The sequence below is a fragment of the Sandarakinorhabdus sp. genome (genome assembly GCF_040398665.1).
Lineage (GTDB): Bacteria > Pseudomonadota > Alphaproteobacteria > Sphingomonadales > Sphingomonadaceae > Sandarakinorhabdus.
The window spans coordinates 114369-131050 of the sequence record NZ_JBBATQ010000002.1 but is presented as its reverse complement, the minus strand read 5'-3'; the positions used below and the strand labels follow the sequence as shown (position 1 = coordinate 131050).

15 protein-coding genes and 1 tRNA gene are annotated in these 16682 nt (G+C 65.2%); 6 read left to right on the top strand and 10 right to left on the bottom strand.

The genetic code is table 11. The annotated features are described in order from the left end of the window. Positions 1 to 203: 203 nt before the first annotated feature. The 3 genes from ABWP22_RS03390 to ABWP22_RS03380 all read left to right on the top strand — a co-directional run bounded on the left by ABWP22_RS03390 (position 204) and on the right by ABWP22_RS03380 (position 3636). Positions 204 to 986 (top strand): enoyl-CoA hydratase-related protein, encoded by a 783-nt coding sequence (locus ABWP22_RS03390; protein WP_353198538.1) that lies wholly within the window; start codon positions 204 to 206, stop codon positions 984 to 986. A 179-nt stretch (positions 987 to 1165) separates the two neighbouring features. Then, a complete protein-coding gene (locus tag ABWP22_RS03385; RefSeq protein ID WP_353198537.1) occupies positions 1166 to 2728 on the top strand; it encodes an OFA family MFS transporter in 1563 nt (520 codons plus the stop codon). 227 nt (positions 2729 to 2955) lie between these two features. Continuing rightward, positions 2956 to 3636: an MOSC domain-containing protein gene (locus tag ABWP22_RS03380; RefSeq protein ID WP_353198536.1), complete on the top strand. Its 681-nt coding sequence runs from the start codon at positions 2956 to 2958 to the stop codon at positions 3634 to 3636. Here the strand turns inward: ABWP22_RS03380 and ABWP22_RS03375 are convergent. From ABWP22_RS03375 to trxB, 5 genes are all read right to left on the bottom strand, one after another. Next, entirely contained in the window at positions 3560 to 4609 is a 1050-nt protein-coding gene (locus ABWP22_RS03375; protein WP_353198535.1) for a lysylphosphatidylglycerol synthase domain-containing protein, read from the bottom strand. The genes ABWP22_RS03380 and ABWP22_RS03375 overlap by 77 nt on opposite strands. Positions 4610 to 4627: 18 nt before the next feature. Further along, positions 4628 to 4700, bottom strand: a tRNA-Ile gene (locus tag ABWP22_RS03370). A 353-nt stretch (positions 4701 to 5053) separates the two neighbouring features. After that, positions 5054 to 5965 (bottom strand): LysR family transcriptional regulator, encoded by a 912-nt coding sequence (locus ABWP22_RS03365; RefSeq protein ID WP_353198534.1) that lies wholly within the window; start codon positions 5963 to 5965, stop codon positions 5054 to 5056. Then, complete coding sequence (locus ABWP22_RS03360; RefSeq protein ID WP_353198533.1) at positions 5962 to 6132, bottom strand: hypothetical protein; 171 nt, start codon at positions 6130 to 6132, stop codon at positions 5962 to 5964. The genes ABWP22_RS03365 and ABWP22_RS03360 overlap by 4 nt, the downstream gene beginning before the upstream one ends. Positions 6133 to 6136: 4 nt before the next feature. Beyond that, complete coding sequence (trxB, locus tag ABWP22_RS03355) at positions 6137 to 7087, bottom strand: thioredoxin-disulfide reductase (protein ID WP_353198532.1); 951 nt, start codon at positions 7085 to 7087, stop codon at positions 6137 to 6139. A gap of 193 nt (positions 7088 to 7280) precedes the next feature. Here trxB and ABWP22_RS03350 point away from each other — a divergent pair, with 193 nt between their 5' ends. Continuing rightward, a complete protein-coding gene (locus tag ABWP22_RS03350; protein ID WP_353198531.1) occupies positions 7281 to 7760 on the top strand; it encodes an Lrp/AsnC family transcriptional regulator in 480 nt (159 codons plus the stop codon). Between the two features lie 254 nt (positions 7761 to 8014). Here ABWP22_RS03350 and ABWP22_RS03345 read toward each other — a convergent pair whose 3' ends face one another. The 5 genes from ABWP22_RS03345 to carA all read right to left on the bottom strand — a co-directional run bounded on the left by ABWP22_RS03345 (position 8015) and on the right by carA (position 14142). Continuing rightward, positions 8015 to 8620, bottom strand: a complete 606-nt coding sequence (locus tag ABWP22_RS03345) for a rhomboid family intramembrane serine protease (protein ID WP_353198530.1) — start codon at positions 8618 to 8620, stop codon at positions 8015 to 8017. Positions 8621 to 8639: 19 nt separating this feature from the next. After that, a complete protein-coding gene (greA, locus tag ABWP22_RS03340) occupies positions 8640 to 9119 on the bottom strand; it encodes a transcription elongation factor GreA (protein WP_353198529.1) in 480 nt (159 codons plus the stop codon). A gap of 93 nt (positions 9120 to 9212) precedes the next feature. Then, the gene (carB, locus tag ABWP22_RS03335) at positions 9213 to 12455 is read right to left on the bottom strand and encodes a carbamoyl-phosphate synthase large subunit (protein ID WP_353198528.1); all 3243 of its coding nucleotides are present in this window, start codon (positions 12453 to 12455) and stop codon (positions 9213 to 9215) included. After that, a complete protein-coding gene (locus ABWP22_RS03330) occupies positions 12455 to 12814 on the bottom strand; it encodes an endonuclease domain-containing protein (protein ID WP_353198527.1) in 360 nt (119 codons plus the stop codon). Before ABWP22_RS03330 ends, carB begins: the two co-directional genes overlap by 1 nt. 164 nt (positions 12815 to 12978) lie before the next feature. Next, a complete protein-coding gene (gene carA / locus ABWP22_RS03325) occupies positions 12979 to 14142 on the bottom strand; it encodes a glutamine-hydrolyzing carbamoyl-phosphate synthase small subunit (protein ID WP_353198526.1) in 1164 nt (387 codons plus the stop codon). A 138-nt stretch (positions 14143 to 14280) separates the two neighbouring features. On the opposite strand from carA, the gene ABWP22_RS03320 reads away from it, so the two are divergent. Together ABWP22_RS03320 and dnaG are read left to right on the top strand one after the other, a co-directional pair. Next, positions 14281 to 14733: a GatB/YqeY domain-containing protein gene (locus ABWP22_RS03320; protein ID WP_353198525.1), complete on the top strand. Its 453-nt coding sequence runs from the start codon at positions 14281 to 14283 to the stop codon at positions 14731 to 14733. Continuing rightward, positions 14730 to 16565, top strand: a complete 1836-nt coding sequence (gene dnaG, locus ABWP22_RS03315; RefSeq protein ID WP_353198524.1) for a DNA primase — start codon at positions 14730 to 14732, stop codon at positions 16563 to 16565. The genes ABWP22_RS03320 and dnaG overlap by 4 nt, the downstream gene beginning before the upstream one ends. The last annotated feature ends 117 nt before the right edge of the window (positions 16566 to 16682 follow it).

Here is a 16682-nt window from a genome sequence, read left to right as displayed (position 1 = left end):
CAAGGTCGCAGCTGCGCGCGCCGGCCGGGGCAGATGGGGGCATTTGGCTCCGGCCGGCGCAGGGTGGTGGTTCATCGTTCCGTCTCGTCGCGGAAGGCCCGGCCAGGCAACTGGCCGGGCCTTTTCGTTTTGGCCCCCGGATTTGATGAGGCCGCCCAAGGCAAGGCGCCGTGCCAAACTCCCGGCCAAAGGGAGACATTACCATGGCCTATGATCACATCACGGTGGAACGCGACGGCAAGATCCTGATCGTCACCATCAACCGCCCCGAACGCATGAACGCCCTGCACCCGCCGACCAATGCCGAGCTGGACAGCGTGTTCAACGATTTCGCCGCCGATCCCGATCTTTGGGTGGCGATCATCACCGGCGCCGGGGACCGCGCCTTTTCCGCCGGCAATGATCTGCGCTGGCAGGCCGAAGGCAATGCCATCACCGTGCCGCCATCCGGTTTTGGCGGGCTCACCACGCGCTGGGATCTCGACAAGCCGGTGATCGCCGCGGTGAACGGCGTTGCCATGGGCGGCGGTTTCGAAGTGGCGCTGGCCGCCGACATCATCCTGGCGTCCGACAATGCCACATTTGCCCTGCCCGAACCCAAGGTCGGCCTGGCGGCGCTGGCCGGCGGCCTGCACCGGCTGCCGCGCGCCATCGGCGTGTCGCGCGCGATGGCGATGATCCTCACCGCCCGCACGGTTTCCGCCGCGGAAGGCAAATCGCTGGGCTTCGTCCACGATGTGGTGCCGGCCGCCGATCTGCTCGCCGCCGCGCGCACGCTGGCCGCGGCGATGTGCGAACTCTCGCCGCTGTCGTTGCGCGCGTCGAAACAGGCCGTGCTGAAAGGCCTCGAAGCCCCCACCCTGCGCGCCGCTTACGAAGGCCAGGGCGCGTTTCCGGCCGTGCAGGCGCTGTTCCGCAGCGAGGATCTGCGCGAGGGTCCGCTGGCCTTCGCGCAGAAGCGCAAGCCGGTGTGGCAGGGGCGCTGACGGACCTTTCAGACATACGGGAGCCAGTCATGCTGGCGCAGGCCAGCATCCACCCTGCAGCAAGGCTCCCGCTCGGCAGTGGATGCTGGCCTGCGCCAGCATGACTTGGAGTTTGTGGAACGCGCGGTCATAAGGCGCCAACCTGCCCTGCAACCCGCCAACATACGATGGCCCCGCCTATGCTATCCACGGTCCACACCCCCGCGCCTGCCGGCCATGATCGCTGGCTGGTGCCGCCGTGTGCGCTGGCCATCCATCTGTGCATCGGCATGGCCTATGGCTTTTCGGTGTTCTGGCTGCCGCTCACCCACGCCATCGGCATCACCGACAGCGTCACTTGTGACAGCCTCACCCTCGCCACCGCGCTCGTCACCACGGCTTGCGACTGGCGGGTGAGCGATCTCGTCTGGGTCTACACCTTGTTCTTCGTCGTGCTCGGCGGGTCGGCGGCGCTGTTCGGTGGTTGGGTGGAACGGGTCGGGCCGCGGCTGGCCGGCCTGGTCGCCGCCGCCTGCTGGAGCGGCGGCATGGCGATCGGTGCGGTCGGCGTGCAGGTGCATCAACTGTGGTTGTTCTGGCTCGGCGCCGGGGTGATCGGCGGTATTGGCCTTGGCATCGGTTACATCACGCCGGTGTCCACGCTGATCAAATGGTTCCCCGATCGCCGCGGCCTCGCCACCGGCATGGCGATCATGGGCTTTGGCGGCGGCGCCATGGTCGGCAGCCCGGCGGCCGACCGCTTGATGAATTTTTTCGCCGGGCCAGACAGCGTCGGCGTCGCGCCGGCGATGCTTGTGCTGGCCACACTCTATGCGCTGGTCATGGCGGGCGGCGCGCTCGGCTTCCGCTTGCCGGCGCCGGGCTGGGTGCCGCCGGGCAAGACGGAACGCGCGGCCGGCGGGCGCCATGTGGCGCTGGCCGATGCCCACCGCACCCCGCAATTCTGGCTGGTGTGGGCGGTACTGCTGCTCAATGTCTCGGCATCGATCGGCATCATCGGGCTGGCATCGCCGATGGTGCAGGAAATTTTCGGCGGGCGACTATTTGGCGAAGCCGGCGTGCGGTTCGAGGATTTCACGGAGAGCCAAAAAACTGCCGCAGCCGCCGCCGGCGCCGGCTTTGTCGGCCTGATCAGCCTGTTCAACATCGCCGGCCGCTTCTTCTGGGCCAGCCTGTCGGATCGCATCGGCCGCAAGGCGATGTATGCCGCCATCCTGGCGCTGGGCGCGGCCAGCTACGGATTGGCACTGCCCGGGTTCTCGGCATCGGCGTCGCTGCCCTTGTTCCTGGCCTGCTTTGCGCTGGTGGCGTCGATGTACGGCGGCGGCTTTGCCGCGGTGCCGGCCTGGCTCGCCGATCTGTTCGGCACGGCAAATGTCGGCGCCATTCATGGCCGCCTGCTCACCGCCTGGTCCACAGCCGGCGTGCTGGGGCCGCTGCTCGTCGCCTATGCCCGCGATGCCGGTCTGGCCGCCGGCACGGCCCGCGAAGCGGTTTATGCGCCCATCTATCTGCTGATGGCGGCGATGCTGGCGCTGGGGCTGGTCGCCGCGCTGCTGGTGCGCCCGGTGGCGGCGCATTGGTGGCGAGGGGCGCCAGAAGTTGGGGCGACGGTTATGGCGGCTGCCGAAACGCCCGCGCCGGCCCGCTGGGGCCTGCGCGCGGCAGCGTGGAGCGCAATGCTGGTTCCGCTCGGCTGGGGCGCGTGGTTCACGGTGCGGAAGGTGCTGACGTTGCTGTGATGGGGGCGCTGTGATGGTGGCTCAGTCCCCTGAAAGAAAGGGGGCCACCCGTTGCCGGGCAGCCCCCACATTGTCATCCGGTCGCAAAAGGCCGGTGTCTGGTGTTCAGAACGCCACAACCTTGACTGTGGCCACCAGCGCGTTTGCGCCAATGATGAAGCAATGAGACACTGGATCACCTCCTTTCAGCTTGTTGAGCAGGAATTGAAGCTTCAGGGATAACGGCCATGATCGCAAGCGGAATAATCGCGCAGTTGCGCATCGGCCGCCCGCAGCCGCTGGCCGGCGCCCCCTTCCCCTCGGCCTATCGCCGCCAGCCGGTGAACGGCAGCGTCGCGGTGCAGGAACTGGGCCTCGCCGGCGATCAGGTCGGCAACCCGCGCGTCCACGGTGGCCCGGAAAAAGCCGTCTATGCCTATCCGCTGTCCGGCTATGCGACGTGGGCAACAGAGTTTCCGGCCATTGCCGAACGCTTCGTGGCCGGCGCGATGGGCGAGAATCTGGTGATCGATGGCCTTGATGAATCGATGCTGTGCCTGGGCGATGTCGTGCGCTGTGGCACCGCCACCTTGCAGATCGCGCAGATCCGCGAACCGTGCAGCACCTTTGCCATCGCGATCGGCACCAAGGCGGTGGTGAAGGCCATGGCAAGATCCGGGCGCTGCGGCTGGTATTTCCGCGTGCTGGAACCGGGCGCGGTGGCCGCCGGGGACAGGCATGACGTGATCGATCGGCCCAACCCGGCCTGGCCGATCAGCCGCTTCACGCCGATTGCGGCCGGCAAGTCGGGCCGGGTTGAAGAACTGGCCGAACTGGCGCTGCTGCCTGGCCTCAGTGGCTATTGGCGGGCAAAACTGGCGCAGCGGCTTGCATTGCAGCATTTGTCTGGGCAGCGCGGGCTGCCCTGAGCGCGCGCAATTCCAGGATCGCAAACAGGCTGGAGCCCAATGTGAACGGGATGAAGGTATACAGGATGCGGAACAGCGCCACCGCAGCCAGCACGCCGGCCTTTTCGGCTTCAGGCATCAGGCCGACAACGACCAGTTCGAACACGCCCAGCCCGCCCGGCGCATGCGCCAACGCGCCGGAGACCATGGCAACGGCATAGATGACCAGAAAGGTCAGCAGATCGGGCACGCCGGCCACCGGCAGCAGGAGGATGTAGAGCGCGCCGCCGGCAAGGGCGAGATCGAGGGTACCGATGGCAATCTGTTGCAGCGTCTGCTTGCCGTCGGGCAGTGCGAAGCGATAGCGCCACAATTTGAACTCGTGCTTCCACAAGCTGGTCAACACCGTGTAGGCCGCAACGCCACCAAGCAGCAGCGCGCCGGTCCATTCCTCGGCCTGCGGCGGCATCCAGGCGCGGATCGGCGCCGCAAGATCGGGCGCCACGATCAGGCCGAGCCCAGCCACGAAGATGATGCCCAGCCAGAAGGTCCAGCCGCACAACAGCACGATCATGGCAATATCAGCCGCACGGACGCCGACGCGGGTATAGATGCGATAGCGGACGGTGCCGCCGGTCAACACGGTGACCCCCAGCGTGTGGCTGATGGTGAAGCTGGAGAAGCTGGCAGCGGCCAGGGTCGGCCAACCGATCTTGTAACCCAGATGGCGGGTGGCAAACCAATCGTAACCAATCAGCACAACATAGGACAAGGCGGTGGAACTGGCAGCAAAGACGATCAGATGCGGCGGCGTCGCCTGGATCTCGGCCATCACCTGCGCCATGGTGACCTGGCCCGCGATCTTGTTCAGCCCCCAGGCGGCGAGGCCAAGCACCACCAGGCCCAGCGCGGCACCAGCCCAGCTTTTCCAGTTGGCACGGGGTCGCTGGTCCTGTTCTGCACCAGCCGCTTCATCCACCGATACGCCCAACATCTGTCCTTCCAACACCGGTGGGCCCGGAGGGATTCGAACCCCCAACCTAGCCGTTATGAGCGGCCAGCTCTAACCGTTGAGCTACAGGCCCCGACCCGGGACGTTCGCGGTTAGCCGATGGATGGTGATTTGGGAAGGCCGCGCCGTCGCAGCCAGATGGCGGGTGGTCGCACAGGCAAAAAAAGGGCCGGGTGCCTGTTCGGCACCCGGCCCTTCGATATGGCCCGGAAGGCGCCAGGGGGGGAGGAGGCGCGGTCCGGGCTGGCGGCTGCCGCAGGGGGGAGAGGCAGCCAGCCGGCCGGGAGCGCTGCAAGGAGGGGAGAGCAGCGGGCCCGGCGTTACCGCTATCGCGGCGACACCCTCTATTTAGGCGATGGCGGATTATATTGCAGTGCACAAAAAAGCTGTGCAGCCATGCACTCAGTGCATGGCGACATAATGACGCTACATGTCCAGCGCGGCGTTGGTCATCCGGGCCAGCAGGAAATCGCGCAGCGCCGCGATGCGCAAACTGCGTCGCAATTCAGCAGGATAGGTGAAAAAGGTACGAAACAGCGGGCCTTCCACATGCGGCAGCACCAGCTTCACCCGGCCGGATGACCGGATCAGATAGGTCGGCAAGGCCGCGATGCCGGCACCAGCTTCGACCGCCTGCAACACGCCGTGGCTGTTGTTGATGGTCAGCGCGGCTACGCGGGGATGGCCTTCATGGCCGAGTTCGAGGATCCAGTTGATGCCCTTCAGATAGTCTGGCGCAGCATCGCCATAGGCAATCAGCCGGTGATGATCGAGATCAGCCACGGTCTGCGGCTCGCCGTGGCGGGCGATATACTCAGGGCTGGCGACCAGATGGTGGCGGATCTCGGCCAGCGGGCGCTGCATCAGCTCCGACTGAAACGGGCGGTGGAAACGGATGGCGACATCGGCCTCGCGCTTGGCGAGATCGAGATCGGCATCGGTGAGCATCAGATGCACACTGATATCTGGATAAAGATCGAGGAAATCACCAAGCTGGCGCGCCAGCCAGGTGGAACCGAAGGAGACGGTGGTGGTGAGGCGGATGGTGCCGGTGGGGCGATCGCGGCTGGCATCAATGGCTTGTGCGGCCTTGTCGATGCGCTCGTGCATGTCGGCGGTGGCGGCGCGCAACTGCTCGCCTTCATGCGTCATGGCGAGGCCGCGGGCGTGGCGATGAAATAATTTGGCGCCCAGGCTTTCCTCCAGCGCCGCCACCTGACGCGACAGCGCCGGCTGGCTCATGTGCAGGCGCCGCGCGGCTTCGGTGAAGCTGCCGGCTTCGGCAACCGTATCGAACAGCCGCAGCTTTTCCCAATCGAGGCCCATGGCCGACTTCACCCCCTCCTGCCGTGCGACGCCAGCGCCAGCAGCCCCCCGCCGATCACGATGCAACCGACGACACCGGCGACGATCTTCGCCAGCAGCCCCGCGTGGCCGAACATCACGCCCAGCACACCCAGCAGCACGAAGGGCGCGAAAAACCAGCGCAGGAAGGTGCCGATCATTGCATCATCCGTGCGCCAGAAACCGCTCTGCTTCCAACGCCGCCATGCAGCCCATGCCGGCCGCCGTCACCGCCTGACGGTACAATTTGTCCTTCACATCGCCGGCGGCGAACACACCGGGGATGCTGGTCGCGGTGCTGTCCGGCGCGGTGATCACATAGCCTTCATCGTCCATCGTGACCTGCCCTTCGAACAGCGCGGTCGCCGGCACGTGGCCGATGGCGACAAACAGGCCATCGACCGGCAACGGCCGCGTGCTGCCGTCGCGCGTGTCCGCCAGCGTGATGGCTTCCACCTTCAACGGCATGTCCGTTCCGTGGACATCGGCGACTTCGCTGTACCAATGCGTCTCGACCTTGGGGTTCTCCAGCAACCGCGCCTGGTTGGTCTTGTCGGCACGCAGTTCACCGCGACGGTGGATCAGATGCACCTTGCTGGCGAACTTGGTTAGGAACAGCGCTTCTTCCACCGCCGTGTTGCCGCCGCCAACCACAGCAACCGTCTTGCCGCGGAAGAAGAACCCGTCGCAGGTGGCGCAGGCCGACACGCCGAAGCCGCGATAGCGCGTCTCGCCGGGCAGCCCCAGCCAGCGCGCCTGGGCGCCGGTGGCAATCACCAGCGTATCCGCCGTCCAGGCCTGGCCACTGTCGGTCTGCACGGCAAACGGCCGGTTCGACAGATCGACGCCGGTGACAATATCGGTGATGATCTCTGCGCCGGCATGCCGCGCCTGCGCCTCCATGCGCAGCATCAGATCGGGCCCCATCACCATGGTATCGCCCGGCCAGTTCTCCACTTCGGTGGTGATGGTCAACTGCCCGCCCGGTTGCAGGCCCTGCAGCAACACCGGCGCCAGCAGCGCGCGCGCGCCATAAACCGCGGCGGTATAGCCGGCGGGGCCGGAACCGATGATCAGCAACTTGGTATGGCGCAAACTCGTGGCGGGGGCAGTCATTCAACCGAATCTCCGAAAGGGCGCGCGCGGCCGCGCAGCGATGGAACCTGACTTAACCGGATTTGCCAGCATTTCCAGTCCGGCGGCCCCAAAGCGGCCGGGCTTGCCGAATCAGGCCGGATATCAGCCTGCATCTTGCGCGCTCGTGAAATAATGTTATCAATACCGGCCCGTAAAGCTTGGAGTATTGCTCTTGGTCCACCGCTCGCGTTTGCCGATCGACGATATCGACCGCGTGATCCTGCGCCATCTGCAGGCCGAAGGCCGGGTCACCAATGTCGATCTGGCCACCCGCGCCGGGTTGACCGCACCGCCTTGCCTGCGCCGCGTGCGGGCACTGGAAGAAGGCGGCGTCATCCGCGGCTATCACGCCGATCTCGATTCGGTGGCGCTGGGCTATGGCATCACCGTGTTCGCCATGGTCAGCCTGAAAAGCCAGGCCGAAGCGGATTTGCGCGCCTTCGAAGACCATATCGCCGCCCTGCCCCAGGTGCGCGAATGCCATATGCTGAACGGCGAGATCGATTTCATCCTGAAGGTGGTCGCCCACGATCTGCAGGAATTCCAGAAATTCCTGACCAGCGAACTCACCCCGGCGCCCAACGTCGAAAGCGTCAAGACGAGCTTCGTGATCCGCACATCGCTGTCACGGCCGGGCGTTCCGGTGGATTGAGCGCGGCCCGGCAAACAAATGTCCTACACGGACTGATTCTGTCATCATGGCTCGGCGTGGGATTCGTGCCGATGGCGGTTCTGTCACGATGACCTCGTCCGGGATGCTTGTCATTTATGGTTTTGGACGACTCTCCAACGCCCAATCCCGCCGGAATCGTCAAGAGTGGCAAAAGCCAAGGCCGGGTGTCGGGCTGCGGCGGCTCTTTCTCAATCAGGAATTTGATGACGGGTTCAGCCCGTCGGCGACCGCGTTCAGCGAAACGCAGCCGGCCTGATCAAAGTCTGCGCCAAGAGCAACCCGGCAAGGAACCCGCCGATATGGCCGGCGATTGCCAGTTGAAATCCCGGCCCGTTCATCACCAGCCCAGCCAGCAACTGGAAGGCGATCCACGCCGCCGCCAGCCCCAGCCCGCGCAGCAACGGGCCCTGGGGGCCCTGCCCGCCCAGCATCGCCTGTGCGCCGATCAAGGCTGAAATCGCCCCCGATGCGCCGACGGTCGGCACCATGCTCATCGGATGAATGGCCCATTCGGCCAGCGCCGATGCCAGCCCGCCGGCCAGATACAGCAGCCCCAACCGCCGTGCCCCTGCGATGGGTTCCAGCAAATTGCCCATGGCCAGCAACATGATCATGTTCATCGCCAGGTGCGGCCAGCCGCCATGCAGGAACAGGTGGGTGACCAGGCTGGCCAGCGCCGGCAGCAGCGCTGCATTGCCATCCAGTGCTAGTGTCAGGCGCAGCGGCACCAGGCCATAGTGCAGCAACACGGATTGGTTGATCGCCGGCCCGGCCAGAAACAGGGCCGCCGCCACCCCCAGATTGGCCAGCAGCATCACGCGTGTCAGATACGGTTCCACGCGCGCCGCCACGCCAAGTTCAGATGAATTCAACGCGATCGATCTGGTAATATTTGTCGCCCGACGGCGTGTGGACTTCAACTTCGTCGCCAACGAGGCGACCGATCAAGGCTTTGCCCAGCGGTGAGGAAAAGCTGATCCGTGACGATTTCACGTCGGCTTCATGCTGGCCGACGATCTGGTAGGTCACCGGCTTGTCGTCTTCATCCTGCAGATGCACGGTGGCGCCAAACACCACCTTGTCGCCAGACAGGGTCTTGGGATCGATCACGATGGCACGCGCCAGCATGTCTTCCAATTCGATCACCTGGGCTTCGATCTGACCCTGACGTTCCTTGGCGGCGTGATATTCGGCATTTTCCGAAAGATCGCCGTGGGCACGCGCTTCCTCGATGGCTTGCACCACCGCCGGCCGCTCCACTTCCTTCAGCTGCTTCAACTGCACCAACAGGGACTGGTGTCCGGTTGGCAGCATCGGCACCTTTTCCAACGTCGCCATGGCTTTTGTCACATCCTGCAAATCGGTTCAAAACGCTGCCCGCACCTGCTCATGCAGATCCGGCAGAGCAATGGCACACCACATACGAGTGTGTCAGGGGATACGATGATAGGATTGAAGCGGCCGCACTTCAAGCGGTTGTCGCCGCAGCGCAGCAATGGCCGCCACGGCCGCCCGGCTGGCCGGTGCCGTGGTGAAATACGGGATGCGGCCATAGAGCGCCGAAGCGCGGATCGACTGGCTGTCGGTCAACGATTGCCGGCCTTCGGTGGTGTTGAAAATCAAGGCGATATCGCCATCCTTGATACGATCGACAATGTGTGGCCGGCCTTCGGCCACCTTGTTGACCATCGTGACGGGGATGCCCGCCGCTGACAGCACGGCGGCCGTGCCTTCGGTGGCGACCAGGCCAAAGCCCATCGTCACCAGATCGCGCGCCGCGTCGATCATCTGCGGCTTGTCGCTGTCCTTCACCGAAATGAACACGTTGCCGGTTTCGGGCAGCCTTGTTGAGGCGGCGAGCTGGCTCTTGGCAAAGGCAGTGGCGAAATCGACATCAATGCCCATCACTTCGCCGGTGGATTTCATTTCGGGGCCGAGCACCGGATCGATGCCGGGGAAGCGCGCGAACGGGAACACCGCTTCTTTCACGGCGATATGATAGCCGACATTGCGCGGGCTGAGATCAAAACTGGCGAGCTTTTCGCCGGCCATCACCCGCGCCGCGATCTTGGCAACCGGAATGCCGGTGGCCTTGGCCGTGAACGGCACCGTGCGGCTGGCGCGCGGATTGACCTCGATCAGATAGACATCGCCGTCCTTCACGGCGAACTGGACGTTCATCAGGCCGGTCACCTTCAGCGCGCGGGCCAGCACGGCCGTCTGCCGCTCGATTTCGGCGATGATGTCGTCCGGCAGGCTATACGGCGGCAGCGAACAGGCGCTGTCGCCGCTATGCACGCCGGCCTCCTCGATATGTTGCAGCACGCCGGCCACATGCACGTCGGTGCCATCGGCCACGGCATCGACATCAACCTCTATGGCATCGCGCAAATAGCGATCGATCAGCACCGGCGACGTGCCCGACACCACCACGGCTTCGCGGATATAGGTTTCCAACTGGGCGCGGTTGTCGACGATTTCCATGGCGCGCCCGCCCAGCACATAGGATGGCCGCATCAGCACCGGATAGCCGATGGTTTCGGCCACGTTCAACGCCTCTTCGGCGCTGCGGGCGATGCCGTTGTCGGGCTGTTTCAGGCCAAGTTCCGTGATCAGCGCGGCGAAACGCTCGCGGTCTTCGGCCAGATCGATGCTGTCCGGGCTGGTGCCCAAAATGGGGATGCCGGCATCCTGCAAGGCCTGCGCGAGCTTCAGCGGCGTCTGCCCACCAAGCTGCACGACCACGCCGACCAGCTCGCCATTGCGCTGTTCGACATTCAGGATTTCCAGGACGTCTTCCGCGGTCAGCGGCTCGAAATACAGCCGGTCCGACGTGTCGTAATCGGTGGAGACGGTTTCCGGATTGCAGTTGACCATGATGGTCTCGTACCCGGCGTCGCCCAGCGCGAAGCAGGCATGGCAGCAGCAATAATCGAATTCGATGCCCTGGCCGATGCGGTTCGGCCCGCCGCCCAGGATGACGATCTTGCGCGCGGCGCTGGGCGCGCTTTCGCATTCCGGTTCGCCGAAGCTCGGCGCTTCGTAACTGCTGTACATGTACGGCGTCTTGGCGGCGAATTCGCCAGCGCAGGTGTCGATGCGCTTGAACACCGGGCGCACATTCAGCGCACGGCGGACGGCGGAGACATCGGCTTCGCTGCGCCCCGTCAACTGCGCCAAACGCGCATCGGAAAAGCCCATGGATTTCAGGCGGCGCAAGTCGGCGGCCTCGCTGGGCAAGCCGCCGGCTTTCACGCCGGCTTCGGCCTCGACCAGTTCCTGCATCTGGCGCAGGAACCAGGGTTCGAACTTGGCGATCTGGTGGATGCGCTCCACGCTGATCCCGGCGCGCAGCGCGTCCGCGGCGACCAGCAGGCGGTTGGGGGTCGGCTGCGACAGCGCCGCTTCGATTTCCTCGATCGACGCGCCGACCAGTTCCGGCACTTCATCGAAGCCGGTCAGGCCGGTTTCCAGCCCGCGCAGGGCCTTCTGGACGCTTTCCTGCCAGTTGCGGCCGATCGCCATCACTTCGCCGACCGACTTCATCGCCGTGCCGAGCAGCGGTGCCGAGCCCTTGAATTTTTCAAAGGCGAAACGCGGGATTTTCGTCACCACATAATCGATGGTCGGTTCAAACGACGCCGGCGTGGCGCCGGTGATGTCGTTCATGATCTCATCGAGCGTATAGCCGACCGCCAGCAGCGCCGCGACCTTGGCGATCGGGAAGCCGGTGGCCTTGGACGCCAGCGCCGAGGAACGGCTGACGCGCGGGTTCATCTCGATCACCACCAGCCGGCCATCCTTGGGGTTGACCGCGAACTGCACGTTCGACCCACCGGTTTCCACGCCGATCTCGCGCAGCACCGCGATGCTGGCGTTGCGCATGATCTGATATTCCTTGTCGGTCAGCGTCAGCGCCGGCGCCACCGTGATGCTGTCCCCGGTGTGGATGCCCATCGGATCGACATTCTCGATCGAGCAGATGATGATGGCATTGTCCGCGCGGTCGCGGACCACCTCCATCTCATACTCCTTCCAGCCCAGCACCGATTCCTCGACCAGCACTTCGGTGGTCGGGCTGGCGTCGAGGCCGCCGGTAACGATGCGGATGAATTCCTCGCGGTTATAGGCAATGCCGCCGCCGGTGCCGCCCATGGTGAAGCTGGGGCGGATGATGGTTGGCAGGCCGACATGCTCCAGCGCCGCCAGCGCTTCTTCCACGGTGTGCGCGATGCGGCTGATCGGGCTTTCCAGGCCGATCTTGTCCATGGCGTCACGGAACTTCAGCCGATCCTCGGCCTTGTCGATGGCTTCGGCATCGGCGCCGATCAACTGGACATTGTATTTTTCCAGCGTGCCATCCTTGGCCAGCGCCAGTGCGGTGTTCAGTGCCGTCTGCCCGCCCATCGTCGGCAGCACCGCATCCGGACGTTCTTTCTCGATAATGCGCGCGACGATTTCCGGGGTGATCGGCTCGACATAGGTGGCGTCGGCCAGCTCCGGATCGGTCATGATCGTCGCCGGGTTGCTGTTGACCAGGATGATCCGATAGCCTTCCGCCTTCAACGCCTTCACCGCCTGCGTGCCCGAATAATCGAACTCACAAGCCTGGCCGATGATGATCGGACCAGCGCCAATGATCAGGATGGATTTGATGTCGGTGCGTTTGGGCATCAGTTGTTCCGGATATTTGCAACATGCAAGCCAAGTGCATGATCGATGCTACGGGCAACGCCGTCGAGGTTGGCGAGCACGTCGGCCGCAGCAATGCGCAGGACGCGATAACCTTGGGTTGTCAGCCAGAGATCGCGGCGCTGGTCATGCGTGTGCGTTTGTTGATGGGACTGGCCATCAACTTCGACAATGAATTTTTCACGACGAGCAGCGAAATCAGCAATATAGATGCCAATCGGCACCTGACGGCTGAATTTCCAGCCGTTCAAGCGACCCGCACGCAGCACGTTCCAAAGCCGGGCCTCTGGCGGCGTCATTTGATGCCGCATCGCCTTGGCACGCCCACGCTGCGCCTCCATCACCTCCCCCCGCCGGGGGGAGGTCGAGAGACGGCGCGCAGCGCCGGCCCGGGAGGGGGGGTGAGCGCCGGCTGTGGTGACGCTGGGCAACCCCTCTCCCGGGCCGCCTTCGGCGTCTCTCGACCTCTCCCCAAGGGGAGAGGTGAACGCCTCTCCAGCCACGCTCACGTGAGCCCCCAGACGAACTTCTCGAACAGATAGTGGCTGTCCTGCGGGCCTGGGCTGGCTTCGGGGTGATATTGCACGCTGAACGCCGGCCGATCGGTGAGTTCCAGCCCGGCCAGCGTGCCATCGAACAACGAAATATGCGTCGGCCGCGCCGTCGCCGGCAGCGTCGCGGTGTCGACGGCAAAACCATGGTTCATCGACGTGATTTCCACCCGGCCATCGGAAAGCCGCTTCACCGGATGGTTCGCGCCGCGGTGGCCTTGCGTCATCTTCAGCGTCTTTGCGCCCACCGCCAGGCCGAGCAATTGGTGGCCGAGGCAGATGCCGAACAGCGGCAGGCCGGCGTTCAGGATCTTCTGGATGGTCGGCACGGCGTGGATGCCGGTGGCGGCCGGGTCGCCGGGGCCGTTCGACAGGAAGATGCCGGCGGGCTTCAGCGCCATGATCTCGTCGAAGGTCGCGGTGGCCGGCACCACCGTCACCCGTGCGCCGGCGGCGACCAGGTTGCGCAGGATGTTGCGCTTCATGCCATAATCGATGGCCACGACATGCGGGCCGTTCGGGTTGCCGCTGTGCACGGCATAGCCGCCCTGCAGCGTCCACAGGCCATCGTCCCACGTGTAATTCTGCGTGGCGCTGATCACGCTGGCGAGGTCCATGCCTTCCAGGCCCGGCCAGCCGCGCGCCTGATTGAGCAGATTCTTCACGTTGAACTGCCCGGCGCGGTTGTGGGCGATCACGCCGTTGGGGGCGCCGCCTTCGCGGATGCGCTTGGTCAGCGCGCGGGTATCCACGCCCGATACGCCGATGCGGCCCCAGGCGCGCATCCAATCATCGAACCGGCGCTGCGACCGGAAATTGGCCGCCGCCGTGACCGGTTCCCGCACCACGCAGCCCAGCGCGTGCGGGTTGGGCGATTCGATGTCATCGTTGTTGGCACCGACATTGCCGATGTGGGGAAAGGTGAAATTGATGATCTGCCCGGCATAGCTGGGATCCGACAGCACTTCCTGATAGCCGGTCATCGCGGTGTTGAAGCACACCTCGCCCACTGCGGCCCCTTCGGCGCCGAAGCCATGGCCCCAGATCACGCTGCCATCGGCCAGCACGAGAACGCCAGTCGCGCCTTTGGGTTGGACAGGCGCTTTGGCGACGGCCATGCAGTGATTCCTTTTGTCAGGCGGGCAAACGGCCGGGCGGATAAGGTCCACCGCTGTGCCCGTCAATCTATTCTTTCGCGGTTCAAGACGCTATCGACCGGCAAACATCAACCCGCAATTTTCAGATCGGAACCCGCCATGCTGCGCGATGCCATCAAAGCCGCCACCACCGACGCCATGAAGGCGCGGGACACCGCCCGCCTGGGTGCTCTGCGCCTGATCAGTTCCACCCTGAAGAACAAGGATATCGAATTGCGTACCGGCGCCGCGCCGGCCGATGATGATCTGATTGTGGTGGACGTGCTGCAGAAAATGGCCAAGCAGCGCCGCGAATCGATCGAGATGTATGTGGCCGGCAACCGCGCCGAATTGGCCGATGCCGAACGCGCCGAACTCGGCGTGATCGAAAGCTTCCTGCCGGTGCAGATGGACGAGGCCGAAGCGATGACCGCCATCCAGGCGCTGGTCGCCGAATTGGGTGCCACCAGCGTGAAGGACATGGGCAAGGTGATGGCCGCCGTGAAGGCGCGCTTTGCCGGCAAGCTCGACATGAGCAAGGCGAATGGGCTGGTGAAGGCCGCGCTGGGTTGACCCTCTCCCCCGCCTTCCTCGATGAATTGCGCGCCCGTGTTCCCGTATCGGGCGTGGTCGGGCGGCGGGTGAAGCTGACGCGGGCCGGGCGGGAGATGAAGGGCTGCTGCCCGTTCCACAACGAGAAGACCCCCAGCTTCTACGTCAACGACGACAAGGGCTTCTACCACTGCTTCGGCTGCGGTGTGCATGGCGATGTCATCAAGTTCCTCACCGACAATATGGGCATGCCGTTCATGGAGGCGGTCAAGCAGCTCGCGTCAGAAGCCGGCCTGGAAGTGCCGGCCGCCTCGCCCGAAGCCCAGGCGAAAGCCAAGGTCGCCGACAGCCTGTCCGAGCTCACGACACGCGCTGCCAAATGGTTCCAGGCGCAGCTCGCCGGCGAAGCCGGTGCGGCGGCGCGTGCCTATCTCGATCGGCGCGGCGTGTCGCCCGACCTCGCCAAACGCTTCGGGCTGGGCTTTGCGCTGGACGGTCGCACGGCGCTACGCAGCCACTTCAATGATGTGGAGGCCGACAAGCTGCTCGAAGCCGGGCTGATCGGCAAATCGGACCAAGGCGAAATCTTCGATCGCTTCCGCGGCCGGCTCATGTTCCCGATCCGCGACCGCCGCGGGCGCGTGGTCGGCTTTGGTGGCCGCGCGCTGGGCGATGTGCAGCCCAAATATCTGAACTCCGCCGATGGCCCGCTGTTTGACAAGGGCCGGCTGCTCTACAATCTCGATCTCGCCGGGCCGGCCGCCCGCCAGAGTGGCCGGCTGATCGTCGTCGAAGGCTATATGGACGTGATCGGCCTCGCCAATGCGGGCATCGCCGAGGCGGTTGCGCCGCTTGGCACCGCGATGACGGAAACCCAGATCGCCCTGGCCTGGCGGCTGGTCGATCAACCCATCCTCTGCTTCGATGGCGACGGCGCCGGCCTGCGCGCCGCCACCCGCGCCGCTGGCCGGGCGCTGCCGCTGCTGAAGCCCGGCAAGTCGCTGCGCATCGCCACACTGCCGCCGGGGCAGGACCCGGATGATCTGTGCCGTTCGGGGGGCGCTGCCGCGTTCGAAGCCGTGCTGGCCGCTGCCGTGCCGCTGATCGATCATATCTGGGCCAGCGAGACCGCCGGGCTGGAGGTCGCAATCCCGGAACGCCGCGCCCAAGCCCGCACAAGGCTGCGCGAAGCCGCCGCGAGCATCGCCGATCCCGATGTGCGCAGCCTGTATCAAGCCGAGTTCAACAATCGTTTTGAAGCCGCCTTCCTGTCGCGCCCGGCGCGCGCGCCCTGGCAGCCGCGCCAGCCCGGCGATAAATGGCAGCCACCGGTGCCCGGCGCCTCGGCGGCGCTGAAGGCGCTGGTCAGCAGGGATCGCGACCCGTTGCTCACCGCCGTGCTGGCCGGTCTGTTGGTGCGGCCCAGCCTGGCCGATGCCCATGCCGACGCCCTGGCCGGGCTGCCGCTTGGCGATCCGGAGGAAGCCGCCCTGTTGGCCGAAGTGCTGGCGGCAACGGCCAGCGGGCTGGGCCTTGAATCTGCTGGCCTGGCCGCCCATCTGCACAGCATCGGGTTGGGGGAAACCGCCCGGCGCGTGCAGGCCATGAACCGGCTGGCTTTCTCGTTCACGCGGGCGGATGCATCGGCAGATGTGGCCGATGCGGATTTCGGGCTGGCGCTGCGCCAGGCCACGGCGCGATCGGCCTTGCTCGCCGGTTTGGCCGAAGCCACGACGCGGTTTCAGCACAGCCTGTCGGAGGCGGATTTCGAAGCGCAGCAGGCCTTGCGCCAGGATATGGAATCGCTTGACGCAGCGATGATGAAGCTGGTGGAATCGCGGCGAGAGGATTAAGGAGCCTGTATAATACGCGGGCAGTTTGAACCTGCTCCGCCCGCGCAAACAGCCGGGCGGGCGGGCTGTTGTATGTTAAGACGGTTCGGTTGGCACGGTTCGCCATGTGCGTGAGAA